Origin of the sequence: Pedobacter sp. MC2016-05, assembly GCF_026239735.1 — a bacterium.
Lineage (GTDB): Bacteria > Bacteroidota > Bacteroidia > Sphingobacteriales > Sphingobacteriaceae > Pedobacter.
In genome coordinates this window covers 20,954-46,394 of record NZ_JAPIVT010000001.1, presented here as the reverse complement: position 1 = coordinate 46,394, position 25,441 = coordinate 20,954, and the positions used below count along the sequence as shown (strand labels likewise).

21 protein-coding genes are annotated in these 25,441 nt (G+C 39.5%); 8 read left to right on the top strand and 13 right to left on the bottom strand.

All coding sequences use genetic code 11. The features are described from left to right. Positions 1 to 9 precede the first annotated feature (9 nt). From hemN to OQZ33_RS00190, 5 genes are all read right to left on the bottom strand, one after another. Positions 10 to 1,353 carry an oxygen-independent coproporphyrinogen III oxidase gene (hemN, locus tag OQZ33_RS00210; protein ID WP_265797039.1) on the bottom strand — a complete coding sequence of 448 codons (1,344 nt, stop codon included), beginning with the start codon at positions 1,351 to 1,353 and terminating at the stop codon, positions 10 to 12. Continuing rightward, entirely contained in the window at positions 1,353 to 1,781 is a 429-nt protein-coding gene (locus OQZ33_RS00205) for a lactate dehydrogenase (protein WP_265797038.1), read from the bottom strand. Before OQZ33_RS00205 ends, hemN begins: the two co-directional genes overlap by 1 nt. 106 nt (positions 1,782 to 1,887) lie before the next feature. Then, positions 1,888 to 2,919 carry a response regulator gene (locus OQZ33_RS00200; RefSeq protein ID WP_265797037.1) on the bottom strand — a complete coding sequence of 344 codons (1,032 nt, stop codon included), beginning with the start codon at positions 2,917 to 2,919 and terminating at the stop codon, positions 1,888 to 1,890. A gap of 17 nt (positions 2,920 to 2,936) precedes the next feature. Then, positions 2,937 to 4,127 carry a PAS domain-containing sensor histidine kinase gene (locus tag OQZ33_RS00195; protein WP_265797036.1) on the bottom strand — a complete coding sequence of 397 codons (1,191 nt, stop codon included), beginning with the start codon at positions 4,125 to 4,127 and terminating at the stop codon, positions 2,937 to 2,939. Positions 4,128 to 4,183: 56 nt separating this feature from the next. After that, on the bottom strand, positions 4,184 to 5,965 hold the full coding sequence (locus OQZ33_RS00190; RefSeq protein WP_265797035.1) for a hypothetical protein: 1,782 nt from the start codon (positions 5,963 to 5,965) through the stop codon (positions 4,184 to 4,186). Positions 5,966 to 6,554: 589 nt separating this feature from the next. Here OQZ33_RS00190 and OQZ33_RS00185 point away from each other — a divergent pair. Beyond that, a complete protein-coding gene (locus tag OQZ33_RS00185) occupies positions 6,555 to 7,400 on the top strand; it encodes a PRC-barrel domain-containing protein (RefSeq protein WP_265797034.1) in 846 nt (281 codons plus the stop codon). Positions 7,401 to 7,588: 188 nt separating this feature from the next. On the opposite strand, the gene OQZ33_RS00180 is transcribed toward OQZ33_RS00185, so the two are convergent. Beyond that, the gene (locus tag OQZ33_RS00180) at positions 7,589 to 8,119 is read right to left on the bottom strand and encodes an NAD(P)H-dependent oxidoreductase (RefSeq protein ID WP_265797033.1); all 531 of its coding nucleotides are present in this window, start codon (positions 8,117 to 8,119) and stop codon (positions 7,589 to 7,591) included. A 94-nt stretch (positions 8,120 to 8,213) separates the two neighbouring features. On the opposite strand from OQZ33_RS00180, the gene OQZ33_RS00175 reads away from it, so the two are divergent. Continuing rightward, positions 8,214 to 8,582 carry a winged helix-turn-helix transcriptional regulator gene (locus OQZ33_RS00175; protein WP_265797032.1) on the top strand — a complete coding sequence of 123 codons (369 nt, stop codon included), beginning with the start codon at positions 8,214 to 8,216 and terminating at the stop codon, positions 8,580 to 8,582. Positions 8,583 to 9,133: 551 nt separating this feature from the next. Here the strand turns inward: OQZ33_RS00175 and OQZ33_RS00170 are convergent. Further along, on the bottom strand, positions 9,134 to 9,619 hold the full coding sequence (locus OQZ33_RS00170) for a hypothetical protein (RefSeq protein ID WP_265797031.1): 486 nt from the start codon (positions 9,617 to 9,619) through the stop codon (positions 9,134 to 9,136). A gap of 450 nt (positions 9,620 to 10,069) precedes the next feature. Between OQZ33_RS00170 and OQZ33_RS00165 the strand changes: the two genes are divergently transcribed. The 3 genes from OQZ33_RS00165 (at position 10,070) to OQZ33_RS00155 (ending at position 12,912) form a co-directional block, all read left to right on the top strand. Next, positions 10,070 to 10,681 (top strand): GIN domain-containing protein, encoded by a 612-nt coding sequence (locus tag OQZ33_RS00165; RefSeq protein ID WP_265797030.1) that lies wholly within the window; start codon positions 10,070 to 10,072, stop codon positions 10,679 to 10,681. Between the two features lie 274 nt (positions 10,682 to 10,955). Beyond that, positions 10,956 to 11,960 (top strand): aldo/keto reductase, encoded by a 1,005-nt coding sequence (locus OQZ33_RS00160; RefSeq protein ID WP_265797029.1) that lies wholly within the window; start codon positions 10,956 to 10,958, stop codon positions 11,958 to 11,960. 61 nt (positions 11,961 to 12,021) lie between these two features. Then, positions 12,022 to 12,912 (top strand): helix-turn-helix domain-containing protein, encoded by an 891-nt coding sequence (locus tag OQZ33_RS00155; RefSeq protein ID WP_265797028.1) that lies wholly within the window; start codon positions 12,022 to 12,024, stop codon positions 12,910 to 12,912. 7 nt (positions 12,913 to 12,919) lie between these two features. Here OQZ33_RS00155 and OQZ33_RS00150 read toward each other — a convergent pair whose 3' ends face one another. Further along, positions 12,920 to 13,177, bottom strand: coding sequence for a hypothetical protein (locus OQZ33_RS00150; RefSeq protein WP_265797027.1), 258 nt, complete (start codon positions 13,175 to 13,177; stop codon positions 12,920 to 12,922). A 257-nt stretch (positions 13,178 to 13,434) separates the two neighbouring features. Between OQZ33_RS00150 and OQZ33_RS00145 the strand changes: the two genes are divergently transcribed. Next, entirely contained in the window at positions 13,435 to 14,739 is a 1,305-nt protein-coding gene (locus tag OQZ33_RS00145) for a paraquat-inducible protein A (protein WP_265797026.1), read from the top strand. Between the two features lie 12 nt (positions 14,740 to 14,751). After that, positions 14,752 to 16,086 carry a paraquat-inducible protein A gene (locus tag OQZ33_RS00140; RefSeq protein ID WP_265797025.1) on the top strand — a complete coding sequence of 445 codons (1,335 nt, stop codon included), beginning with the start codon at positions 14,752 to 14,754 and terminating at the stop codon, positions 16,084 to 16,086. Positions 16,087 to 16,135: 49 nt separating this feature from the next. Here the strand turns inward: OQZ33_RS00140 and OQZ33_RS00135 are convergent, their stop codons facing one another. The 5 genes from OQZ33_RS00135 to OQZ33_RS00115 all read right to left on the bottom strand — a co-directional run bounded on the left by OQZ33_RS00135 (position 16,136) and on the right by OQZ33_RS00115 (position 21,784). Further along, positions 16,136 to 18,574 (bottom strand): outer membrane beta-barrel protein, encoded by a 2,439-nt coding sequence (locus OQZ33_RS00135; protein WP_265797024.1) that lies wholly within the window; start codon positions 18,572 to 18,574, stop codon positions 16,136 to 16,138. A 153-nt stretch (positions 18,575 to 18,727) separates the two neighbouring features. Further along, positions 18,728 to 19,453 carry a hypothetical protein gene (locus tag OQZ33_RS00130; RefSeq protein ID WP_265797023.1) on the bottom strand — a complete coding sequence of 242 codons (726 nt, stop codon included), beginning with the start codon at positions 19,451 to 19,453 and terminating at the stop codon, positions 18,728 to 18,730. 55 nt (positions 19,454 to 19,508) lie between these two features. Further along, positions 19,509 to 20,426 (bottom strand): DUF4097 family beta strand repeat-containing protein, encoded by a 918-nt coding sequence (locus OQZ33_RS00125; protein WP_265797022.1) that lies wholly within the window; start codon positions 20,424 to 20,426, stop codon positions 19,509 to 19,511. Between the two features lie 19 nt (positions 20,427 to 20,445). Further along, positions 20,446 to 21,237, bottom strand: a complete 792-nt coding sequence (locus OQZ33_RS00120; protein WP_265797021.1) for a HEAT repeat domain-containing protein — start codon at positions 21,235 to 21,237, stop codon at positions 20,446 to 20,448. Continuing rightward, the gene (locus OQZ33_RS00115; protein WP_265797020.1) at positions 21,227 to 21,784 is read right to left on the bottom strand and encodes an RNA polymerase sigma factor; all 558 of its coding nucleotides are present in this window, start codon (positions 21,782 to 21,784) and stop codon (positions 21,227 to 21,229) included. The genes OQZ33_RS00120 and OQZ33_RS00115 overlap by 11 nt, the downstream gene beginning before the upstream one ends. 331 nt (positions 21,785 to 22,115) lie before the next feature. On the opposite strand from OQZ33_RS00115, the gene OQZ33_RS00110 reads away from it, so the two are divergent. Beyond that, positions 22,116 to 25,424, top strand: coding sequence for a SusC/RagA family TonB-linked outer membrane protein (locus OQZ33_RS00110; protein ID WP_265797019.1), 3,309 nt, complete (start codon positions 22,116 to 22,118; stop codon positions 25,422 to 25,424). The last annotated feature ends 17 nt before the right edge of the window (positions 25,425 to 25,441 follow it).

Below are 25,441 nucleotides of genomic sequence, written 5' to 3'. Positions count from 1 at the left end.
TGGCTCTTATTAAATCGATGAACTAAAAAGGTGCTTTTCAGCTTGTTTTGCCCATAACCTTTCATCGAAAGCCATGCAAACATTTCTGATATATGATTTTCCCAGGAGCGTTAAGGCGATGGTTGTATCATCAAAAAAAACCAGTCCGTCTTTTAGCAATGGCAACAACCTCTCTTTTACAGGTGCAGGTATTCCATTTTCGAAAACCGTTGTTTCCCGGCACATCATATCCAAAATATGCTGTCTGTTTTCTAAATCTTCGTTAGTAAGGATATGGCCTTTTTCAACAGGAAGCATGCCTGCTCCAATTTTCTTCAGGTAAGCCTCCACCGTTTTAGGATTTTGAGCAAAGCCGGTCCAGCCATCGCTAATAGATGACACGCCCAGGCCGATCAGCAAATGGGTATGCTGATCGGTATAGCCCATAAAATTTCTGTGAAGCAATTTTGCCTGACCTGCCTGGTACAGGGAATCACTTTTTAAAGCAAAATGATCCATTCCAACATCCTGATACCCGGCATCTATAAGCATTTCCCTGCCTTTTTCATACAATGCAAATTTTTCATCGCCAATAGGCAAATCTTTTTCGGTAAAATGGCGTTGACCGGGCTTTAACCAAGGCACGTGGGCATAACTATAAAAGGCAATGCGATCTGGATGAAGGCGAATAACATCGTTAATGGTATCCGTCAAGCCCTGCAAATTTTGAGCTGGCAAACCATAAATCAGATCGAAATTGATGGAGTTGTAACCGATAAGCCGAGCTTCATTTGTTACTTTTTCTACCTGCTCTGGCGTTTGAAAACGATTAATCAGGAACTGCACTTTCGGATCAAAATCCTGGATACCCAAACTTAATCTTCTAAAACCTAACGCATAGAGTATGGTTAAATGTTCCCTAGTTGTATTTGCCGGATGTGCCTCGAAGGAAAGCTGAGCATGTGGGGCTAAATCTGCATTTTCCAAAATGTGTGAAATTAGCGATCCAAGATTTTCAGCACCGAAAAAAGTGGGTGTACCGCCGCCTAAGTGGAGTTCTTTAATTTTAGGTCTTGAACCCAAAATATCGCAATACATTGCCCACTCTTTGAGTAAGGCCGTTATATATGGTTGTTCAACCCCATGATTTTTGGTAATTCTGGTATTGCAGCCACAGTAAGTGCATAAACTCTCACAATAGGGCAAATGAATATAAAGGCTTATGCCTTCATCTGCAAAGGCGTTGTAAGTTGTTGGGATTACCTCAACCCATTTTGCTGCTGAAAAGCTTTCGTGATCCCAATAAGGTACAGTTGGATAACTGGTATACCGCGGAGCGGCAACGTTGTACTTTTGAATGAGTGCAGCTTCCATTATTTTAATGCTTTAGCTACACCACAATTATTTTGACAACAACAAGCCTTACCTACGCATTTACCGGCGGCCCATTGATCGAGGTTTTTAATTACCTGCTCCATCCTCATACGAGGTGTTTGAGCTTTTTCACTCCATGGAACGTTCGCTATTTTCATTCCGGCAATACCCGCAGCCTGTAAATCCACATGATCAGTTTCAAAAGAAGAAGTGGCAATGTATTTTAACCCAAGCGATTTTAGCTCAGCTATCATTTCTGAAGTTAAGGCATCATTGTTAAATACCAGTAACGCTTCCTTTCCATTGGCAAAAGCAAGTGTGTCTGCCGTTAAGCTGTTGGCAATAATCGTGATATCGTGCTTTTTGTAGTTGGCGAGTACCAACCATTCTTTTTCGTCGGGTTTTATATTATATGCTATAGCTTTCATACCTCATTTTTATGTGTACAAAACTATAGCGGAGCGTGTTAACCGGGCGTGAGGATGCTTAGGATAAAAAATGATTTTGATTATATTTCTCCTTCAGCAGGAAATATTAGTGTTTGATATTTCGAAGTTTTTCCATTGATAAAATATTGATGGCATTACCAGTTTTATCAATCAATTTTTCATCTTTAAAATCAGCCAGCATTCTGCTCACCGTTTCACTGGCGGTGCCCACTAAAGCAGCTAAGTCATCTCTTGATATTTTGATGGTACAACCGTCATTGATGGGTTGTGCAAACTTATCCGCCACCTGGAGCAGCGCATCAGCAACTCGTTTTCTAACTGATGAATAAGCCAGTTGAAGCATCTGTTTGCCTTTATCCTGCACACTTCCAGATAACAAAGCGATAAATATTTTCGATACCGCCTGATGATGGAGTAAATATTCCATAAAATCTAACTTCGGGATTTGAACGATTTCAGAATCAATTAATGTTGCGGCATTATCGGCGTAAAATTCGCCATTGCAAAGGGCTTCATAGCCAAAGAAATCGCCATCGTTATAAAGTGCTGAAGATAGTTCTCTTCCATCTTTAAACCTTTTATAAGTTTTGATCTGTCCTTTTACAACGTAATATAGGTGGCTGGGTTCATCATCCTCTACATAAATCACTTGTTTATTGGCCACTAATTTTGATTTCCCCTTTTTTATTAGTTCCTCCAAAATGGCTTGATTATCTCCGGCCTCGCCAGTAAAAGTACCCGATTGTTGCTTCTTTTTAAATCGACTTTCAATCGCTTTAAACAGTTCAACATCATCAAACGGTTTAGTTAAATAATCATCTGCGCCCATTTCCATACCCTTTCTCATATCTGCCCTTTCAGATTTCGCAGTGATAAAGATGAAAGGAATATTAGCTGTTTTTAGATTTTTGCTTAAAAGATAAAGTACCCCGTAACCATCTAGTTCCGGCATCATAATATCACATAAAATAATATCAGGATGATGCTGTAAAGCCATTTCTACACCCACTTTTCCATGTTTTGCCGTAATTGGCTGATAACCTGCTAACCCCAATACTTCTGCTGTTCCTTCGCGGATATCGTCGTTATCTTCTATGATCAGTACTTTTTTATTCATTTTGCTAATAAAATATTTTAAACAGTTTGGTTAAAGCTTAAAGTAAAGGTAGTGCCAATGTTTTGCTCGCTAATGCAATTCACGGTGCCGCCCATTAAACCAACGTAACGATTAACAATATTAAGGCCCAGGCCTGTACCTGGGATATCGCCGGTATTGTGTGCTCTAAAAAAAGGTTCAAACAAACTCTTTTGATCGGTCTCTGGAATACCAATTCCGTTATCTTTAACTTCGAGTATTAATTTGCCATCCACTAAACGGGTATTAAATTGAATTAATGTATCTGCACCAGAGTATTTTACGGCGTTAGAAATTAAGTTAATGACACAATTCCTCAGCAAATTAGGATCAAGAAAAACACTGGCCGTGATTCCCGTATGCTCATAAATAATGTGCTGGTTTTGCTTGGTCATCATTTGCATTTCTTCCGTAATTTCTTCAGCAAAGCTGATGATATTAAACCAGTTGGGATTCGCTTCAACCTTACCTGCCTCTAATCTTTCGAGCGATAGAAAGTCATTTAAGATGGTGGTTAAGTTATTAATGGAATTTTTAATTTTCGAGGTATGCTTTTCAACATTTGCGGTATCTTGTTTTTCAGTATACTTATCAATGAGCGAAGCTGACAGCTGAATGGCACTTAATGGCGTTCTGAATTCATGCGAAGCCATTGAAACAAATCTGGTTTTCAGCTGATTGAGTTCTTTTTCTTTTTGAAATAAAGCCCTCATGTTTTCTTTGGCCATCTCCAGTTCTGATACCAGTTTAACCAGGTCTTGTGTACGTTCTTTAATCTTAACTTCTAACTTTTCAGTGTACGTTTTAATCTGTTCTTCATTGGCTTTTTCCTTACTTAAATCATGAATAAAGCCTGTGTAAATTTTCCTGTCGCTAAATTTCACCTCACTAACACCTAAACGAAATGGAAAAACCGAACCATCTTTACGCTGGCCATGTACTTCTCTGCCAATACCGATAATATGTTTTTTACCTGTATCATGATAATTTTGAATATATCCATCATGCCTGGCTTTATCTGGCTGAGGCATTAAAACTGAAACATTTTTACCCACCAATTCTGCTCTCGAAAAACCAAAAAGTGCTAGTGCCGCCGGATTAAGGTGTTCAATGATTCCGCGATCATCTATCGTGATGATTCCATCGATGGCGTTTTCAATTATTGCATCTAAAAATTTTGATCTGTCCATGGAGTTGAGTCTGCCTGTATATTGGAGGTAAATATAAAAATTTAGCAGCGCATGTATTAGATTATGCTCAGTTGATTAAGTTTGAGTTGGGATATTTCCAATAAGTTAAAACATGCTGAAAGGTTGGGTAATTTTAAATCAGGTGCCTGAGCAAAAAGATTTTTATAATAGGTAATGCCTTCATTTAACTGTTTTTTAAAATTGGCGAGTTGCTTTCTTTTTTTATCGTTAAAGTGTAAAAGCTGGTCTTTTATTTCTGCCTGCAAGTAATCGATGTACAAATTCAACTCATTAATAAAAACATGTGGCCGATTGGTATTGGCCAGCAGGTTTGTTTTTCCATAAATGTGGCCTACCATGTCACCGAGGGTATAAGAATTGTTAAAATAAGCCAAATTCGGGCCCGGGCAGATGGAAACTGCCTTACTTTCTTTAGGTTTAATAATGTCACATTTAAGGTACGCTGAAGCGCACAAACCTTCACAGAGACAAACTTTTTCTGTTACCTTATTTAATTCTGACTCATATTCCGCTAGTGATAATTCAGCAGATTGGAGCTGTTTAATTTTTAAGTGCTGATATTCCCTGGAAGCTGTACAAATCGGTTCTATGGTAAATTCGGTATTATTGCACAGGTATTTTTTAGTACAAGCGCTCCCAGGCCTACCTTTGTCTATCCGCTCCCTTCTTTGCACATCGGAAGTTGAATTTTTGAAATTGTTAAACCGTACCCCAAGTGGCGAAGAATTACTAAGGTAAAAATCTTCTTCCTTGGCTGCTGCTAAATAATCTAAAGTCCGTTGATCTACATTGGTAACTTCCGGCACAAGCAGAAAAGGACTTCCCCAGCCGGTTGTGCTTAACTGATAATGGTTTAAAAGAAAATTTTGCTCTTCTGCTGTACCAATTCCACCTTGAACGCTAACGCTTTGATCGGGTTTTTGATGAAGGTTGATTCCCTTCAGCGATAACACGCTTTGATAAGCGGTAAATAATTCATCTACCAACTGTGTCCTTTTAGTTTTAAACTCCTCTAAAATCGGACCTAACAAATATCCTTCCGTAGCAAAAGCATGGCCACCACAATTCAATCCAGATTCTATTCTAAATTCAGAAACCCAAACGCCTTTTTTTGCCAGAAATTTGGCTTGTATAGCTGCAGATCTAAAATCGCTTACCTTCAAAATAATCTTCTTTTTAAAGTGTGCATCGTCATCTGGCAAGAAATCAGAAAAATGTTCAATATAGCTATATAACCTGGGGTTCATTCCTGCCGAGAGAATAACGGCCGCATTTAAAGTGCTGTTTGCAAAACCTCTAAAGGCAGCCAGCGCATCGGTATTTTCATCACCGGTATAAGTGGCATTAACAAAATTCATTTTATCCACCTTTGCCATAATATTAACATCAGCAGCACCTATTTTCATCGCTTTCCTCAACACATCCTGAAAAATACGTTTGCTTTCTCCTTCAGGATACTCCATCATTAATTCATAGCCATGTTTTAACGGAGATGATTCCGGAAGAAGCTCGAAGTATTTACAAATTTCACTTCCAGGAATAAACCTGGACTGTTTTAACTGCTCAAATTGACTATTGATATTTTGATCTATAAAATTCAGATATGCAGTAATCCGTTTTGATCGATAATCAGCTTCTGTTTTAGGTATAGGGGAATAATGCTGTCCATTTTCGCTCAGGTGGTATGCCCTCATCCGTTCAATTAATTCATCATCAACGATTGATAATGTGGACGAAATCCCATAGCGGGCTACTTTTAAAGGGGTGTCTATAGAATAGCCTAAGCCTAAAACAGGGATGTGAAAGGTGTGTGACATAAGTTGTTTATTGATCCCACAAACCTATTAAAGTAGCACTATACCTGTTCAGACCTGGCTTACTTTAAAAAATGATAAAAGTCATTTTAACTATCCTGAACAGGTTAAACTTTATCCTCACCAGTTACGCATCATATTCCCTCGACTCAGGTGCATCTATTCAATAAATTGTTTCAATCGATTTTTCATCGATTGAAGCAAAGAAGGGAACTTAAAAACGCCAATGGAAGGATGACACCTCTATTGAGTGGATTGCTGAGAAGATTAATGTAATGATGAATATCATAACTGCTTCGGTAACTATCAATAATGAATGTGTTTAGACTACGGGATTGGTCAAACCAAAAACCTTAAATGTTCTATATAGCTCCTATAAAATTAATTAAAATTCATGTTGGCCTCACTTGCTTTAAGATCCCCAGGCAAGCTGGCAATTTCGGATTTGTAGAGGGAGTCGCTGAGAAGATTGGCGAAATGATGCATACCCTCGCTTGCCCTGGGGTGATAAATCGGTTGAATAAACAAAACCATTTACCTGAGGTGATGTTTAAAAGATGGATATGACTGTTTATCCCTTTAACTATTAGACATGAATTCAGGAAATATAACTTATTTAAACCTTAGAGAATTATCCCACGAGGATTACGTAATTACCGAGGGACAGGCAGATATTACGGGTTGGCCTGTGGTTGATGAAAGCCAAACATCTGTTGGAAAAGTGCGGGACTTGCTTTTTGATCCAGATCAAAATGCGGTTCGTTATATCATTGTTGATCTCAATGATAAACACACTGCAACGGAAGATAAAGCCATTCTGATACCTATTGGTTTCGCAAACCTAGGGGAAGATAAAAAGGAGGTAGTGATCCCGGTTTTGCATGAAGATCAGTACAATGCAATGCCACGCTACATTATAGGTGAGGTGACCAGAGATACGGAAATGCAAATCAGATCAGCAATTGGAAGTCCGGCGGCGTTACGCATAGAAGAAGAAATTCACGAGATTGACCATTCAGATTTTTATGCTCACCATCATTTCGATCGTGGAAACGTGATTTCAAGAAGGCAGGAAACTTCACCATCTGGTGTGATTTCTGATACGGCTATTGAAAACCGTAAAGAAGAACGACACACCATTCATCAGTTGATCGAACATGCGGAGGAAAATAAAGCTGTGCACGAGGATATCAAACCGGGCGGAGCAGCAGAACATGCAGATTTCACGGTCACTGCTGGACAAGGAATTTATACCATCTCGCCACAGGAGAACGGTACCTACCGCATTTTTCAAGGCGAAAACAAAATCGGCGTAATCTATGCAGAGCCAGGTCACGAAGGTACAAAATGGCGTACGATGGACCACCTGGATGAAAACCTGGTAAGCAGTTTAGGCCAATCCATTGCAGCGCACCACGGTTCAAATGCTGATCAGTAAAAATATTTGCGGGTAGCAAAGAGATCCGCCTTGGGGATCTGCTAATTAAAAGAACTCATCAATCATTATTGGTGAGTTCTTTGCGTTTAAGTGGGTCTAACTCCTCAGCCGTTATATTCGCTTGTGATCCTCGATTTACCTTTATATATGTCGATCTGCGCAATTAGCGGGTTCAATCAATTTATAAGTTATAAATACTTTAGGTATTCCAGGTACAACGCTACGCCTTTAGCGATATGGCTTTCATCAACCTGATGTTCCATTCCATAAAAAGCAAAAGCTGGCTGATAGTTAGCTTTTACATATTCAAAACTGAGTTCAAAGGGCCTGATCAGTTCGCTTAGTGGATATTTATAGATGCCAGAAGAACTTAACTCACTTTCTTCCACGCCTAATGATATCGCCAATGCTATCTTTTTTCCTTTCATTCGGTATCCACTTTTGCTGCCGTAGGCCCAGCCATGCGTAAGCACCTCATCGAGCCATTTCTTTAACAATGCAGGGCTATTAAACCAATAATAGGGGAACTGAAATACAATCTGATCATACTGTTCAATCAGGCGCTGCTCTGCTAAAACATCTAATTTTCCATCTGGATAAGCCTGATGCAACTGATGGATGGTATAACGTTCAGGGAATTTAGACAGTTCCTCAATCCATCTTTTGTTGATGACGGATTCTGCGATATTGGGATGAGTGACGATGATTAATGTTTTCATTTATTTTATTTTTTATGATGCTACAAAGTTATTGCCTAACCAAGTGTTTTGTATATTGCCTGCCAATTGTTAGGTACTATATAAAATGTAAGTAATGAGTGAGATCAAAGAAACATCAACTAACTTTGCCAATAAAACTGCCCTGGCGGACGAATGTCCCGAAGCCTACGCCTCGAATATAATCGGCGGCCAGTGGACTTTAGTGATTTGCTCCTGGTTATTGAGTGGAAAAATGAGGTTCGGCGAACTCCGGAAAAAATTACCTAACATTACAGAACGGATGTTAACCTTACAACTTCGAAAGCTGGAGGAGCATAAGATCATCAGCAGAACAATTTATGCCGAGGTTCCGCCCCGTGTAGAGTATGAACTCACTCCAATAGGTTATGCGCTAAAACCGGTGATCAAAGCCCTGGAAAGTTGGGGCGAGGAACATAGGGATTTATTAAACAACCAATTGTAAGTTCACCGATTACGGAAAATTCAAAACATCAATGGTGAGAGGACGAATTTCTTGGAGGAAGGATTTGTTTTCGAGATTTCTCCACTACGGTCGCGATGACGGATTGGTATGTCTGATGTCTGCTTATCGCTATAGCCAACTTGTTCTCCGGCATAGCAGATGATGGAAGGATAGACCGTTGAAACTTGTGCTCTTGCGTTAAATTACCAAGCACATGGCAACGCGTTCTGTTCCGAACCTACTTCGGAATATTTGCCTTGCCCCAATAAAATTTCAACCAGTATAGCTGACATCAGGTGCAAGCCTTGATTGTTTGCTTCTTTGTTATAAAGAACAAAGAAGGAGACCGCCGCCGATGAGGGGAAAGAGAAATTCAAGGTTTTAATACATTATTTGACACTTTAACATCCCCAGTCGAGCGGAGGGTCAATTTCTTTCATAAAAATCAATATAAATGACGTTAACTTTATTGTGAGTGAGAAGTGAGCATACTCACAGTCGTATCATTAGTGTTCCAACCTGAAGCTGAGTTTTGTTTTAGGTACAGACTTTTAAGAAACAGGTAAAGCAGATCGATGTTTCAATACCTGGAGATAACGGTCGATTCGCCTTTTGTTTTGTTGTTGTAATAATGTTGGGTATAGGTTCATGATCAGGTTGACGAGCAGCATCACCACTGCGAACCAATATAGCCCCTGATACATTCTGAATAAGATGAAAGGCACCATAAATAAGAAAGCAAATAGGTGATTAAGTTCTGCTTTCATCATCTCCGCCCTGTACGCCCCTAGTTCGCTCACCTTTATTTTTTTAGCAAAGGATAGCTTTGGATTAAAATATTTAAAAAAGCTATGAATGATAATCCATTTAAAAGGTTGGATTCCAAGTACCGTATTGAGCTTCTCGTTGCTAAGGAAGTTGAGGCCGGAGAGTCGTTGCTGATAAAAATTCGTTTTGGAAAGCAGTGCGGTAATGATCATGCCAACAATCCAGGAGATAAAGGCAATAGATAAGCTGAAAGTGAAATACTTCGTCATGTATGGGAGAATCGTAGTTTTTGGTTGGGTAAACAATCGAAAATAGTGAAAAATATATGATTCTTATTTTTTTGAAGGAAGTTGTTGCGTTTATTACTGTGAAGAGGGGTTTGCAAGTAGGAATTGGAAATTTCATTTGCTTTAACATCCCCCGCCTACGCGAGAAGGATGGAAGGGTTGGAAGGGGTGATTGATTGGAGGTGATGACGGATTTGGTGGAGAGGCGATTTGGTTTTGAGAGGTCTCGCTGCGGTAGAGATGACGAGTTGCTAGGGATGATCTCACTCATTGGAAGTTTTATTGATATACGAACACTTTTTCGTCGACAAATTACAGGTGTTGGTCTGATAGTTACTTAAGCTGGTATAATACACCACTTTTCCCTGCAACGTTTTCGGGGTGATGGCGTCTTATTATCAGAAAACATTAAGAAACTTAAAATATAAAGTCATGAAAAATTTAACAAAAACATTATTCGCAGTAGCATTAACAGCAGTAGTATTCACTTCATCAGCAATGAGCAGCTTCGCTATAGCGCCTATCAAAAAAGAAACAAAAGTAAACGCAGTTCCTACATTCAAAAGAATTTGGGTAAGTGGAAATGTGAAAATTAACTTAACACAGGGAAGCGCCACAAGCATTTTAGGCGGCGATGGTTACGATGCAACTAAAACGTCGGTAACGAGTGATGGCAGAACACTTTTCATCAACTCTTTAGAAAACAGTCAGGTTACGTTAAACATTACCGTTAAAGATTTGGAAAGAATCGAAGCCTACGGACAATCGGTAGTGCTAAGCACCAATAACCTTGACGTTAAAAACCTCCAGTTATTTTTAAATCAAAGCGCCACGGTAAAAATCAAAGCAACTGCCGGCAGTTTATACACAGTTGTTAAAGAAGACGCAGTACTAAAATTAAATGGTACAGCAGATCAAAGCACAATGGTTGCCAGTAATAACAAAAACGTTAACATTGATAAATTTGCCAGCAAACAATCTGCTTCTTACGCTTCGGAAGCGATTATGAACGCGGCACAAAATGCAATGGTTTTAGCAAAATAAGCGCTAATTATTTATAGGTAAGCAGCTGTCTGGAAATGGGTAGCTGTTTTTTTTTTGCCCTTATTTTTTGGTTTAGAATTGTGGTAAATATTTAATAGATAAAAAAACTATACTTTTATGGTTTTAAATAGATTTTGATAATATTATTTTTTTTCTGGTTTTGTTGTCGGTGATGAATCGAAAATCTCCTTTGTTTTGCATACGTTTTTCGGGGTTTTGCAAACATTGATACCAGAACGTAAGCCTAATTTTGGTTATTCAAAAACATCAAAAAATGGAAATTAAAAAGATTAAATTAGGCAATCAAGGATTTGTTGTACCTCAAATTGGTTTGGGCTGTATGGGGATGACGGGTTTTGAAGATGCCAATATGTATGGAGCGGCAGATGAAACGGAAGCGATTGCTACCATTCACAAGTCGCTTGAAATGGGTGGCAATTTTCTAGATACTGCAGATTTGTACGGTCCCTTAAAGAACGAACAGCTTATTGCAAAATCAATGGGAGCAAATCGGGATAAGTACATTATAGCCACTAAATTTGGCTGGGAAATTAATGAAGAGAATAAAGTAACGTGGGCTATTAACGGCAAGAAGGAATATGTGAAGATGGCGGTAGAACGATCTCTTAAAAACCTAAAAACTGATTATATCGATCTATATTATATGCATCGGTTAGATAAAAACACGCCAATTGAAGAAACTGTTGGTGCCATGAGTGAACTGGTTAAAGAAGGCAAGATAGGTTATATCGGTTTGTCAGAGGTATCTTCCGAAACGGTAAAAAGAGCACATGCTGTGCATCCAGTTACTGCCGTTCAAAGTGAATATTCTTTATTTGAGCGAACAGTGGAAGAGCGGGGCATCCTTCAAACATTAAAAGAACTAGGAATAGGCTTCGTGGCATATTCACCACTTGGTCGTGGCTTTTTATCGGGCGATATTAAAAAAATGAGCGATTTACCGGAAAACGATTTCAGAAGGGCAATTCCACGCTTTCAGGAAGCTCACTTCCATAAAAATATCGAATTGGTAGAAGCCATTGAAGCCTTAGCTAAAGACAAAAATGTAAGTGCTTCTCAATTAGCCATTGCCTGGATTATTAATAAAGGAATTGTTCCTATTCCCGGTACTAAAAGAAGAAAGTATTTGGAACAAAATATGGCTGCGGCGAGTATAGAATTAACACCTGCCGATGTAGCTACATTAGAAAGTATAGTGCCTCTTGGTACGGATACCGGCAAAGCTTACGACGAATTTAGTATGGGCTTGCTCGATTAATTTCACGGCTGCATCGTGATGCAGCCGTAATTCTTTATCCTTTTATTTGTAAATTACATCCATGAATGCCATAAATTCGATTTCACAATTTCACCGGTTATTATCGCTTCCGGAACCATTACACCCTTTAGTTAGCGTCATTAATCTGGATCAGGCGATTTTTTTGGAGGATGAAATCTGGAAAGGTTTTATCAATCGTTTTTATTGCTTGGCTTTGAAAAGAGGTGCTACCGGTAAAATAAGGTATGGGCAACAGCATTATGATTACGATAAAGGCGTGCTCAGTTTTACTGCTCCAAACCAGGTTCAGTATCTCGATTTGAATCAAATGGAATGCGGTTCGGGTTATTTGCTCATCTTCCATCCCGATTTTTTACTTCGCCATAGCCTGGCAAACACTATTCACCAATATGGCTTTTTTTCCTACGCGGTAAATGAGGCGCTTCATTTATCAGCAGAAGAAGAGGATAACCTAATCGCGATTTTAAACAAAATAAATAAAGAATGTGTGCATATTGATAAGCATACTCAAGAAATTATTCTCTCACAAATAGAGCTGCTTCTTAATTATTCAAACCGCTTTTACGAGCGGCAGTTTATTACCAGGAAAAATAACAGCCATGAATTGCTATCCAAATTCGAAAGGTTACTGGAAGATTATTTTGTGAAAAACCAGAACAATGGTTTATTAACGGTACAATATGTGGCGGGACAAATGAACCTTTCGCCCAATTATTTAAGCGATTTGTTGCGGGTGCATACCGGGCAAAATACACAACAGCATATCCATGAAAAGTTAATTGAGAAAGCCAAAGAGAAACTTTCTACCACAAATTTATCGGTGAGTGAAATTGCTTACGATTTAGGTTTTGAGCATGCGCAATCGTTTAGCACCTTATTCAAAAAGAAAACCAATCTTTCTCCACTTGCTTTTAGGCAAGAATTTAACTAGCCGAAATTTAGTTGACTTCGATCTTTGCGGTAATTTCACTAAGCATTTTTTCGCTGAAATTATGATGGCCAGCTAGCCATTTGCTTACTTCTGCCACCTGCGTATCTACCAGTTGGGCAAAAGTTTCTGCATCTATTCCTTTCTCTATTAAGACCTCGCTTACCTTTCTGGCCGTGTTCTGGTTGATGCTGGTTAATCTTTCAATCGCCGGGTTTCCGTTTTCCTGTATCCAGTTAGATACCATATCTTCTTTTTCGGTATTCATTCCTTAACGTATCCTATTTTAATGTGGCGGCAAAGATATTGATTAGAAATTTAGGTGCAAAAAAATTGCGCCAGGCTTTGGAGTGCCCGCATTCATTATTTTTCAGGATCAAAACCTTTTGATCACACCGCTGTTTTATTTGCCGATACCTAACCAAATCGTAAACCAGTTTAGCTGATCATTCAATTAAAAACGATTACGTTAATTTGAGTAGGGGCAATACAAAACCAATCATCTTGCAAACACAACATAACCCTATGGAGAAGAAAAAGTCTTTCTTTCCTAAACTGATGCTTATCCTTTCTCTGGCAGTATTGCTTGGAGTAGAGGGCTACTTCGGTTTTAGGTTACATCAGCTTTCTGATCAGCAGGAGCGTATAAAGGAAGAATATTCCAATATCAACAACATCACCTACGGATTATTTTCTGTTCAAAAATGGAAAGATAATGTATCCAGAATTGTGCATCATCAGGTACGAAACCTGAAAATGACCAAAAAGCAGAAACGGGTTTTGCAACAGGAAGTGGAAAAGGTAATACTTGCTTTGATAGATAAGGCGGAGGCGCTGGTTAATAAACCTAAAAAAACCATCAGCGGTAAAATTCAAAAATTTGCCATCAAGAACTTTGTCAATTCTGATAGCATAAGGGCACAGGTACCTACTTTCGCCAGAAAAATCATTGCCGAGGTTGATGATCCTAAAAATAAAAAAGAGTTGAGTAAAATGGCCATTGGCGAATTTAATGAGCTGGCCACCGAAGAAATGAAAGACAGTGTTTTTGTAGCCAAACAAGCCGAACTAAAAAAGTTGTTTGCAGGTTACAAAGTAAACAACACCGATGAGCTCAACAGCAAACTAAGGGCTTCGCTATCTAAAATCCGGACGCAAACCTATCAATATTCTTATGGAATGCTGGCTTGTGTAGCCGTGGTTTTGGCTTTTTGGTGGGGTTTAAGGAAGCGCCGCGATTTACACGTTACCCTTTTTGTAATGTCGCTCCTTTTTGCGTTTATGTTGCTTGCCGTTGGCCTAACCGCCTCTATGATTGAAGTGGATGCCCGTATTCGCTCTATAGATTTTGTTTTGCTTGGCGAACATATTGTATTTGAAGATCAGGTACTGTTTTTCCAAAGTAAGAGTATTATGGATGTGGTGAAGGTTTTGCTTGGTCAGGAAGGGATTGATTCTATCCTGGTAGGGGTGCTGATTCTCGCTTTTAGTATTTTATTTCCGGTCGTTAAACTTACTTCAACCGGCATTCATTTGCTGGGCAATAAAAAACTGGCGGAGAATGGAATCGTGAAATATTTCGCTTTCCAATCGGGCAAATGGAGTATGGCTGATGTTATTGTCATTGCGATTTTGATGGCTTACATCGGTTTGAACGGATTATTAGAAGGGCAGCTCCAGGCACTGAATATTAAAAATGATTCGCTCACCATCCTCACTACCAACAACACGGCCTTGCAACCGGGTTATATCATATTCATCAGTTTTGTGCTTTATGGATTGATTTTATCCACCATACTTAAATTTATTACTCCACACGATGCGCATTAACCGGTTTTAATTATGACGGCGACAAATTCTTCCACTCCCGATACTCCACGCAAAAAGAGCAAGGTAGCTCCCTTTGTGCTCATAGCCGTATTAAGTATCCTGTTCCTTGGCGCAGCTTATGCAGGTTTTCGTTTTTATCAGCTTGTTGTTGAGCAAAAAAGCATTAAAGAAGATTACAGTTTATCTAACAACATCACCTTTGGTATTTTTTCTGTAGACCGCTGGGGCGATAAAATTTCTGCCGTTGCCGACCGTAGGGTGAAGGGTTTCAAACTCACCGGTGAGCAAAAATTGGAAATGCGGAAACAGGTAGAAAAAGAACTTCATGGGCTCATTAACCAAGCTGTTGCCGAGATTACCAAACCACAGAAAGGACTTGGCGGCAAGCTTAAAAAGCTGGCTTTTAACACATTTGTTGATCAGGATGAACTGCATGCCCAGGTACCTTCTTTTGCCAAAACCATTGTAGTGAAAATTACAAGTCCGGGGAGTTTAAAGAAAATTAAAGGCATTGCAACCAGTAAGGTAGATGAGTTGGAGGCGCAAACCTACGACCATAGCGATACCACCATTACTACTGTAGAACGTAACATCTACAAGAAATACCATGCCGCGAATGCTACTGCATTTGATAAAATTATTGAGACCAAATTGGCTTACATCAAAAAAATGACCATGACCTTTGGCTCGATTATGCTGGGCTGCATTTCCATTGCATTTTTAATGTGGTTATTTTTACGCAAACAGGTTCAGTTGCATGCCCCATTATTCGTCATGTCGTTATTGTTTGCCCTGGTATTGCTTACCGTAGGGATTATCTCGCCAATTATTGAAGTGGATGCCCGAATCAAAACTCTCGAATTTGCTTTGCTGGGTGATAAGATTGCCTTCACCAATCAGGTGTTATTTTTCCAGAGCAAAAGTATTCTTGGCATTATAGGTACTTTGATCGAGCAGCCTAAACTGGATTCGGTATTGGTGGGCATACTGTTATTGCTTTTTGTAGTGATTTTGCCTTTATTAAGGATTATAGCCAGAGGTTTACATGTAGCCTGTGCCCACCTCTTCGGGAGTAAAAAGGCTTTGCGGTTTTTAGCCTTCGATTTGGGGAAATGGGATATGGCTGATGTAATGGTGGTTGGTATTGCGATGACTTATATTGGCCTGAATGGCATTTTGAAAAGCCAGCTTTCTGGTTTGAATATAGAGAATGAAACCTTGAAAACAGTTACTTCCAATAATTCGGCCTTACAACTGGGCTTCTTCGTTTTCGTTGCCTATGTTGTTTTTGCCAAGATTTTGTCTTACATCCTTAAAAAGATGGATGAACGCAATGGCGAATGTTAATGCTTAGCCAAAGCCTGTTTGATATGGCAACAGGCTTTGGTATTGAATACTAGCTCCCTGATTTGCTTCCCCCTGATTTCACATCATCGTTACTGATGCTCCGCTGATTCTTTTTAATAGCGTCTTTGAGTTTACCAAACTTCCAGTTTAAACTTACATTGAAAGAGCGGTTATAATTTTGTCCGCGGTATCGCTGCGAAAAATTTGGCCCTTCTGTTAAGGTTTCATAGTAGCGATATTTCATAAACGGATTGTTAACACCCGCCGAAATGGTCAGCTTATCCTTCACCAGTTCCTTGCTTCCGCTGAAGGACACGTAATAATATTGCCCAGATCTGCCCTGCAATAAAACATCGGCAGAGCTGTAATTAAAACTTGCATTTGCCCGCCATTCTTTTTCAAATTTGTAGCCTGTATTAAGGTAGATACTGCCAGATAAACCTTCATTTTTGGTCGCTAAGCCATTAATTGTTCCTTCCAGCCAGGCGTAACCAGCGTTACCACTTACCGTAAGATTCCACTTTTTGGTAAGCGGATAATTGATGTTGATATTGGCCGTCAGGTTTTTATTCCGCCCTACGTTCGCAAAGGTGCTGCGGGTAATTTTATCTGCATCATTGTAAATTGAAATGTTCTGAATGGTATTGTTGGCAAAATTATAGCCCACACCGGCGTTGATAGAACCTTTTTTGAAGCGGCTGTAGGTAAGATCAAAATTATTGCTCAAAACGGCTTCCAGATCCGGGTTTCCGCTGTATTCGAAGTTTGGTACCGAACGATCGACGAATGGATTCAAATTATCTATTCCCGGGCGTTCAATTCTTTGCGTGAAACCAAAGTTTAAACTGCTTTGATTTTTAAACTTGCGGTTAACTGAAAACGAAGGGATGATGTTGAAATAATCGGTCTTTACATTTGAGGCATTGCTGATGAAATCGGCCTTCACAAATGTTTCTTCTATCCTTACACCAGCTTTGAATCCCCAGTTGGTTAAGTTATAAGCGTAAGAGTTATAGGCGCCGATGACATCCTGGTTATTGTTAAAAATGTTTGTCCGGGCCGGATCAATCTGATAATCGCCACTACTAACCTGACTTTTGAATTCGAAATTACTGTTATTATCCCTGAGAATTCCTTTCAAACCAGCTTCAATAGTCAGTTTTTTTACCGGGTGAACATAATCGAGCTGTATGGTCTGTTCCTTCGAGCGGCTTTCATTTTCCTGAATATAATTGGGATCGTTAAAATTCTGACGGTTGATGAAATTCAGCTCGTTTCTTTGCGGATTAGTTCCGTTACTGTATTTATAAGAAAAGGTAAGCAGACGCTCTTTGTTACTTTTAAAACCGAGTTGGTAATTTAAACTTAAATCCATGCCGCCCCAATCAAAACGGTTATTGCTAATTAAATCATAGGCGGTAACCTGCGCTGGAGCGGTTAGACTAAAAGATTGATTATTTGCCGACTTGTTATAACCGCCATAAGGATTGATTTCGGCAGTAATTAGGTTTAAGGTATCTATTTCAAAGCTCAACTCTGCCCCGCCGTAGCGGTAATTATTGTTGAATTTTCGGTTTCCGATGTTTAACAGTTCAGAGGGGTTAGCACCTGAAGTCGTTCGTGAATTGATATTTTGAGTGGTTGGGGTACTGTAAAATCCAGTTCCGCCGTAGGCGGTTACGCCAAATTTTCCTTGTTTTACGGTAAAAAATCCGCCAATGCCTGGGCCGCCAGCCGGAAACTGATGCCTTAAGTTTAAACTGCCGTTATAGCCGTTATCAATCTTTTTATTGGTGATGATGTTGATGATGCCGGATAAACCCTCGCTGTCGTACTTTGCCGGAGGCGTGGTGATGACTTCAATTTTCTGAATGGATGAGGCAGGCATGGCTCGCAAAACGTCTTTAGGACTTCTCGCGACCATACTCGATGGTTTTCCGTTGATCAGAATTTTATAATTTCCACTTCCTTTCAGTTTGATGTTATCATCAGCATCCAAAGAAAGCAATGGCACCTTGCGCATCATATCCAGGGCAGTCAAAACTTTGCTTTCGGGGTCGGCCTGAATATCATAACTGATTCTATCGATTTCCTGCTTAATTACCGGGCGGGTTACACTTACCGAAACCTCATTCAAATTATTTACCTGCGAGGCCAAAGTGATCTGCCCGGCGTTAAAGTCTGGTTTGTCGGCACTAATTTCGAATGATAGAATTTTTGCATTGTAGCCAACAGCAATGGCTGCTAAACTGTATTTGCCGGCAACTATTTTATCAAATTTAAATGTGCCGTTTTCTGCTGTAACAGCTGTTTTAATAGCTTGGCCATCTTTTTTGATGGCCAGTGTAATAAATTCGAGTGCTTTTTTTGAAAGAGAATCGATCACTTTTCCTTGTACAATACCACCCTTTTCCTGAGCGGAGGTGTGAAGTGCAATTGTGGTCAGTAAAATGGTAAATAAGAGGTGAAAGCGTTTAAAGTAATGCATGAAGGATGAGGATTCGTAAATTAAAAAGGGAATCGAAAATGATTTAGATTTTAAGTGTTAATTAGATAGAAGACGTTGGATGTTAAGAAAGGTTGCATCAAAAAAAAATTATTTTTCTTTCTGATGCAAATCGGTTGTTTTTGGAAACAAATATTAAGGCTTCCTTAAATAGATATGGCCATAAGAAGAGCTGAAATCGTAGCTCGCACCTTTGCCTAGATTCGCATTAATGGAAGTAAAAAAACGCTGCTCTTTAATTTCTTCCGGCTTGAAATTAAAGTCAGTATAAATTTTGCCAAAACGATTGGTCATTTTTAATGAGCCTATAGCTTTCTCCTGAAGCTTAGCGTCGATACCCCCATAAGTTGCATCAATTTTTATCGGGCCTTCAAAATCAACCAGTTCTACAATGCCATAAGTGGAGCTTAAATTGGTTTTGGTATTTGCAGGAAGTCTAATCTCAATGCTGATCTCGATATTTTGACTCTGGTAATTTGAAGTGATAGTTTTACCTTTTTCCTTCATAAAGGCATTCATTTCTTCTTTAGTATTAAAAGTGTTTTTCACTCCACTTTCAAAAGCATAAAAGCGTTGTGGGATTTTGGCCATTTCGAGTTTATTTTTAATCGAGATCTGATCTTTTGATTCACTCTCGATCAGACTAAAAACATCAGCTGCGGCAACACCATCAACTTTAACCATAGCTACAACAGCAATTTCCTTTTTATCCCAGTTACTTACTCTAATGGTTTTTGGAAAGTCGAAGTCAAAATTAACCGTCTGTCCTGCTGTTATTGGGTAAGATTTACTGATTGTTTCCTGAGCAAAAGCAATACAAGATACCGTGGCCATTAAAAGCCAGCAAAAAAATGTTTTCATAAGTTAAGGTTTAGGTTCCAACAGGCATTAAGCCCATTGGAAATTTGAGATTGAATTATTTTACGCGGAGATACACGTTATCGTAGTTGGATTTAAGGATAAAATTGGCACCACCACCGTTGATTTTTCCTTTGATATCTTCAGAACTTCTTCCGCCATAAACGGCTATTCCGTTTGCAACCCTAATGTTTTTATTGTTTGAAATAATGGTTCCGCTACCGCTTTTTAGGCCAGAAATAAGAAGGGCTTCATTCGTTGCCGATTTAATGGTGGTAATTAAATCCTCATCTTTTGGCTTTTCTTCTGCAACATTTTTCTCCAGGGCAATTTTAAGCCCGTCGGCAGCATATAATTTTCCATAGCTGGTAGATAAATCTACGTTTGCCTTTACACTTACAGGGAGCGATACATCTACATGGCCATAAACAGAAACAATAGAAACCGGACCTTCAATGGGCTCAACAAAGCTGGCATCAATGCTTCCGTACAATGATTTAATATTCATCGGGCCAGTATTATTTTCCAGCTTAATTTTATTATAACTCGTTGATATTTCGAGTTCATTCTTTAAGTTTTTCAGAATAATATCTTCCTGGTAAATGCTGCTCTGATTGGCAAAAGTTACCTTGATGTTTTGTGGTACTTTAATCGTTAAAACGCCATCAATTTTCTTGTTCACAACATTCACATTCACTTCAGTTCCCTTCTCCGAAATATCGAGACCTAAACCGCTGTTATCTACAAAACCAGAGCCACTGATTACACGAAGTCCTTTTGCCCGTTCATCTACTTTCTCCGTTTCGCCCGCTGGTAAAGAAAAGATGATTTCGTTTCCGCTATACCCTTCCACTATTGCACCGGCAACATGTAAATTTAGCTGACCACTTGTTTTGCTTATTTTGTATTCTTTCTGTGCAGAAGCGGTTATTGCCAGCGTAAGCAGAGAAAAAAGAACGATAAATTGTTTTTTCATGATTTTATTTTTTTAAATGTTATAATTTGTCTTGGTTTAGTAATACGTTGTAAGCTTCATCTCTTACCGCAGCAAAAGTTTCCGGATTATTCGCAATGGATTTAAGTTGATTATCGATTTTGAGTCCTTTCATTTTGCCTAAAAAGCTAATTAGCCCTAGCTGAACAATCGGATCGTCTTGGTTATTTAAAGCGTTAACCAATAGCGAGGCGGTATAGCGGTCGGCACTGTACTTTTGAAGCACACTCAAGGCTGCCAGGCGAACATTGGTATTCCCATCGTGATTAAGCGTTTTAGAAAGCATCTTCAACACGTGGTTGTTGATGTTTTCTGATTTTTCTATCTCCAAAATGGCGAGCAGCCTTACACTTGCCGAGCTGCTATCTGTTAATGCCTGATAATCGCTGTTTGTGGTCTGCACCGTGGTTGTTTTCTTTTTTAAATGTTTTGTATGAGGCTGATAGGCCACTGTTTTTTGCACTTCCACTGGTGCCGTTTCGGTTGGTGCAGGTATTGATTCTGCCTTTCTGGTTGTTGGTTGAGGCTGAATCACTTTTGGTTGCACCGTCGTATAAACGGGATTTTTTGCCTGCTGCTGATCAAAAATAAACCAGGTTGCTGCAATGGCAATTAATACGGATGCTGCAAGCCACCACTTTTTGTTATGATAAAGTGATACCGTTTTGGCTTTCGGTGCTGCCTGTGGTGCAACTTCCTGTTTAAAGCGTTGCATATCAAAAACAGGTGCTTCGAGATGATCGAATTCCTCCCTGTTCCGCTCCACAAAATCTTTCAATTGATCATTCATCATAAACTTTATCTTTTAATGATAGTAAAATCTTCTTCTTTGCCCTGTGGTATTGCGTTCTTACATTCGTTGCTGTTAAATCTAACATCACGGCAATTTCCTCATGGTTCAGCTTTTCGAAAACATGCAGGTTGACGATGGTTTTGTAACCAGCAGGAAGCGATTCAATACTCTTCTTCAAATCCTCTACCTTACAATCCAACACCTCAAAATCTTCTTCTACATCAGCTACATTTTCTAAATCCATTTCTTCCATATCAGAAAACAAAATTTTCCTTTTTCTGATGTGTGAAATGGAGCGGTTTATTGCTGCTCTTCTCACCCAGGCCTCAATGTTCAATACACCATCTAACTTTGCCACCTCACTAAACACCGCACAAAACGTATCTTGTAAAATATCTTCAGCTTCACCTGTGTGACTCACAATTCTACTAATCGAATTATAAACCTTTCGGGCATAACGGTTATATAACCCCGTGTAGCCGCCCTCATGCCCGTTAAGGCAAAGGCCAATCAATTCTTTATCCGTTATGTGATCTGCAGATGGCAAGTTTGGAGCTTTTTAATGTGTTAATTAGGTATGTTCTATAGGGTAGTCGCAACTTATTTAAAAGTGTTGCACTTTTTTAATATTTTTCGAAAATAATATTTCCAACAAGCTATTGATGATCCCAAAGATCGGGATTTGTATAGAGACCAAAAACTAAAATTTGGCTCTTGTTTATCAGCAATGGACTTTTTTAGTACATGCATTCTTCAATTTAGCAAAATTAAAGAGGTTAAAGTAATTTAACATAGCCTTCATATCGGGCAGGTAGTTTTGCGGCATAATAAAAGCCCCTTGTGGCTAACGAATTCATTTATTGTCAAAAAACCAAACAATGAGAAAACCTTTACTGTTGACGCAGAAGATTGCGGTATATGCTACATTGGCATGTCTGCTAACGAGTGCCATTACAGCGCCATCCCGGGCCATTGAAAAAATATCCGGTGTTTCCTTATCCAATACGAAACAAAATCCAGGTACCATCAGCGGGAAAATTGTTGATGAAAAAGGCGAGCCGCTTCCTGGTGCCAGTATCGTAATTAAAGAATTGAACAAGGTAGTTCAAGCCAATAACGACGGAAGTTATAGCGTTAGTGTTCCGGCAGGAAACTACAGTGTTGCGGTAAGCTTTATTTCTTATACTACTGCAACCTTAACTAAAATCGCCGTAAAAGCTGGTGAAACAACGCCACTAAATGTGACGCTTAAAGGCGAAACAGGATCTTTAAACGAGGTTCTTGTAGTGGGTTATGGAACGCAGAAAAGAGAAAATGCTACTGGTGCTGTTGATCAGATTACTTCGAAAAGTTTAGAAAACAGACCCATCTCCAATCTTACGCAAGGACTTCAGGGTTTACTGCCCAATCTTAATTTAAAGATGATGGATGGTAAGCCTACGCAGTCTCCTAGTTATAATATCCGGGGTACAACTTCAATCGGCCAGGGGGGTAGCGCATTAATCCTTATTGACGGTTTCGAGGGGGATCCGAGTTTGTTAAACCCCAACGATATTGAAAGTGTATCAATACTCAAAGACGCGGCATCGGCAGCCATTTATGGCGCCAGAGGAGTTTTTGGGGTAGTACTTATCACCACAAAGAAAGCCGAAAAAGGGCGTATAAATGTAAGTTACTCGACCAATTATGCTATTAAAAGTCCGCTGCAGGTACCCGATTTTGTAACCGATGGATACACCTGGGCAAAGATGTTTGCAGAAGCATTTGTGAACGGGGATGGTGCTTTCCCGCAAAATGCCAATAAAACACAGAAATTTTCACAAGCTTATCTAGATGAGTTTAAAAGAAGAGTAGAATCCGGACAGCCTTATAATCAGGTTGAAGTAAACCCTACTACGGGCGAATATACTTATTACGGTAGCACGGATTACTACGCTGAACTTTACAAGAAAAATACGGCTTCTTTCGAAAATAATCTTTCCGTGAGTGGCGGTAGCGATAAAGCTTCGTTTCTAGTGTCTGGTCGTTTCTTAAGCCAGGATGGTCTGTTCCGCTACAACAGCGATGATTATGATATGAAAAACATCCGTGCCAGAGGATCTGTGCAGGTTTTTCCCTGGTTAAGCATCGAAAACAATGCCGATTACTCCATCATGAATTACCATAACCCCCTCAACGTGGGTGAAGGTGGTGGTATTTGGAGAAACATTGCTGATGAAGGCAAGCCAACCATGCCCCTGTTCAACCCGGATGGAACTTTAACCTTCGCTTCTGCTTATACTGTAGGTGATTTTTTCTACGGTAAAAACGGAATTGATACCAAGCGTGAGGTTTTCAGAAATATAACCGGTTTAAGAAGTAATTTCTTTGATAATAAATTTAGGGTTAACGCCGATTTTACCTTTAGAAATACAAATAACGACAAAGAACAAAGAAGGGTTCAGGTGCCGTACAGCAGCACTCGTGGCGTTACTTCATTTGTAGGGACCACTACCAACGATCTGTTGTTCGATTTGCGTGAAACCAACTATCTGGCCACAAACATTTATGCAGAGTACGAGAATCGTTTCGGCAGCGACCACTACCTGAAAGCCATGGCAGGTTACAACTACGAACAATCTACCTATAACAGGGTTGCTGTTCAACGTAACGGAATTATTTTCGAAGATGCTACTGATCTTAACTTGGCTTTAGGTCAATCTATTTCCACGGGTGGTGGTTACGAGCAATGGGCTATTTTAGGTGGTTTCTCCAGGCTAAACTACTCCTTCAAAGATCGTTATTTAGTGGAAGTAAATGCCCGCTATGATGGTTCATCAAAGTTTCCTGCAGATCAACGCTACGGATTTTTCCCTTCCGTCTCTGCGGGTTGGAGAATCAACAAAGAGCCATTTTGGAAAGTTTCGGATAAATTCATCTCTGATTTGAAATTAAGAGCTTCTTACGGATCTTTAGGTAACGGTAACATTGCATCGTATGCTTTTCAGGAGCAGTTTAACATTTCACAATCCGGCCAGATTTTGAATGGCTCGAGACCACAAACTACCCGTAATCCAGCTGTTTTACCTGAAGGTTTAACCTGGGAAACCTCGACAACCAGCAACTTCGGTTTAGATTTAACCATGCTTTCGGGCCGTTTAACTTTTAATGGAGATGCTTACATCCGTAAAACAACCGACATGTTCACCACAGGCCTTACTCCGCCAGCTGTTTTTGGTGCCGATGTGCCTAAAGGAAACTATGCTAACTTAACTACACGTGGCTGGGAAGTATCAGTAAGCTGGAATGACAGGTTTGGCAATGAAAATAAACCTTTCAAATATAATGTTAGGCTTACCCTGGCGGATAATAAAACCAAAATTGACAAGTATAACAATCCAGATAAACTGTTGAATGATTATTATGAAGGGCAAACTTTAGGAGAAATTTGGGGATATGAAACCGAAGGGTTCTTCATTGATGAGGCAGATATCGCTTCGCATGCCAAGCAAGATCCGCAGATGCGTGCCTCTCCAACAGGGCGATGGTTTCCAGGAGATATTAAATTGAGAGATTTAAACGGCGACGGGTTAATTAATGTTGGCGAGAATAAAGTAGGCAAATCCGGGGATAGAAGAATCATTGGTAATTCTGCTCCAAGGTATATGTATGGAATTAATTTGGGTGCAGATTGGAACAATATCTTTTTCTCTGTTTTCTTTCAGGGAATTGGTAAACAACAATGGTACCCTAGTACGGAAACAGAAATGTTCTGGGGGCAATACAACAGGCCATACAATAATATTCCAACGTTTCATTTAGGCAATATGTGGACCCCGGAAAACACAAACGCCTATTTTCCAAGAACAATGTCTAGAGCGGCATCAAGCAACACCAACCGTACCTTAGGTGTGGCTCAAACGCGTTACCTGCAAAATGTTGCTTATTTAAGAATGAAAAATATTCAGGTAGGTTATAACTTGCCAACCAAATGGGTTAACCGTATTGGCGCCCGTACCGCAAAGGTATTTTTCTCTGGTGAGAACTTATTTACCTATTCGCCGATGTACAAAGTTGTAAAAAACACAATTGATGTAGAAAATGCTGTACCAGCAGATCAGGATATCAACAATAATCCCACCAATGGCGATGGTTACAATTATCCACTGATGAAAAGTATTTCATTCGGTTTAAACATTGGATTTTAGAATCAATAAAATAGAAA

What these genes read in the sequence shown, in the direction of transcription:
- hemN (WP_265797039.1), bottom strand. Translation starts at nt 1,353, where the DNA reads ATGGAAGCTGCACTCATTCAAAAGTACAACGTTGCCGCTCCGCGGTAT.
- OQZ33_RS00205 (WP_265797038.1), bottom strand. Translation starts at nt 1,781, where the DNA reads ATGAAAGCTATAGCATATAATATAAAACCCGACGAAAAAGAATGGTTG.
- OQZ33_RS00200 (WP_265797037.1), bottom strand. Translation starts at nt 2,919, where the DNA reads ATGAATAAAAAAGTACTGATCATAGAAGATAACGACGATATCCGCGAA.
- OQZ33_RS00195 (WP_265797036.1), bottom strand. Translation starts at nt 4,127, where the DNA reads ATGGACAGATCAAAATTTTTAGATGCAATAATTGAAAACGCCATCGAT.
- OQZ33_RS00190 (WP_265797035.1), bottom strand. Translation starts at nt 5,965, where the DNA reads ATGTCACACACCTTTCACATCCCTGTTTTAGGCTTAGGCTATTCTATA.
- OQZ33_RS00185 (WP_265797034.1), top strand. Translation starts at nt 6,555, where the DNA reads ATGAATTCAGGAAATATAACTTATTTAAACCTTAGAGAATTATCCCAC.
- OQZ33_RS00180 (WP_265797033.1), bottom strand. Translation starts at nt 8,119, where the DNA reads ATGAAAACATTAATCATCGTCACTCATCCCAATATCGCAGAATCCGTC.
- OQZ33_RS00175 (WP_265797032.1), top strand. Translation starts at nt 8,214, where the DNA reads ATGAGTGAGATCAAAGAAACATCAACTAACTTTGCCAATAAAACTGCC.
- OQZ33_RS00170 (WP_265797031.1), bottom strand. Translation starts at nt 9,619, where the DNA reads ATGACGAAGTATTTCACTTTCAGCTTATCTATTGCCTTTATCTCCTGG.
- OQZ33_RS00165 (WP_265797030.1), top strand. Translation starts at nt 10,070, where the DNA reads ATGAAAAATTTAACAAAAACATTATTCGCAGTAGCATTAACAGCAGTA.
- OQZ33_RS00160 (WP_265797029.1), top strand. Translation starts at nt 10,956, where the DNA reads ATGGAAATTAAAAAGATTAAATTAGGCAATCAAGGATTTGTTGTACCT.
- OQZ33_RS00155 (WP_265797028.1), top strand. Translation starts at nt 12,022, where the DNA reads ATGAATGCCATAAATTCGATTTCACAATTTCACCGGTTATTATCGCTT.
- OQZ33_RS00150 (WP_265797027.1), bottom strand. Translation starts at nt 13,177, where the DNA reads ATGAATACCGAAAAAGAAGATATGGTATCTAACTGGATACAGGAAAAC.
- OQZ33_RS00145 (WP_265797026.1), top strand. Translation starts at nt 13,435, where the DNA reads ATGGAGAAGAAAAAGTCTTTCTTTCCTAAACTGATGCTTATCCTTTCT.
- OQZ33_RS00140 (WP_265797025.1), top strand. Translation starts at nt 14,752, where the DNA reads ATGACGGCGACAAATTCTTCCACTCCCGATACTCCACGCAAAAAGAGC.
- OQZ33_RS00135 (WP_265797024.1), bottom strand. Translation starts at nt 18,574, where the DNA reads ATGCATTACTTTAAACGCTTTCACCTCTTATTTACCATTTTACTGACC.
- OQZ33_RS00130 (WP_265797023.1), bottom strand. Translation starts at nt 19,453, where the DNA reads ATGAAAACATTTTTTTGCTGGCTTTTAATGGCCACGGTATCTTGTATT.
- OQZ33_RS00125 (WP_265797022.1), bottom strand. Translation starts at nt 20,426, where the DNA reads ATGAAAAAACAATTTATCGTTCTTTTTTCTCTGCTTACGCTGGCAATA.
- OQZ33_RS00120 (WP_265797021.1), bottom strand. Translation starts at nt 21,237, where the DNA reads ATGATGAATGATCAATTGAAAGATTTTGTGGAGCGGAACAGGGAGGAA.
- OQZ33_RS00110 (WP_265797019.1), top strand. Translation starts at nt 22,116, where the DNA reads ATGAGAAAACCTTTACTGTTGACGCAGAAGATTGCGGTATATGCTACA.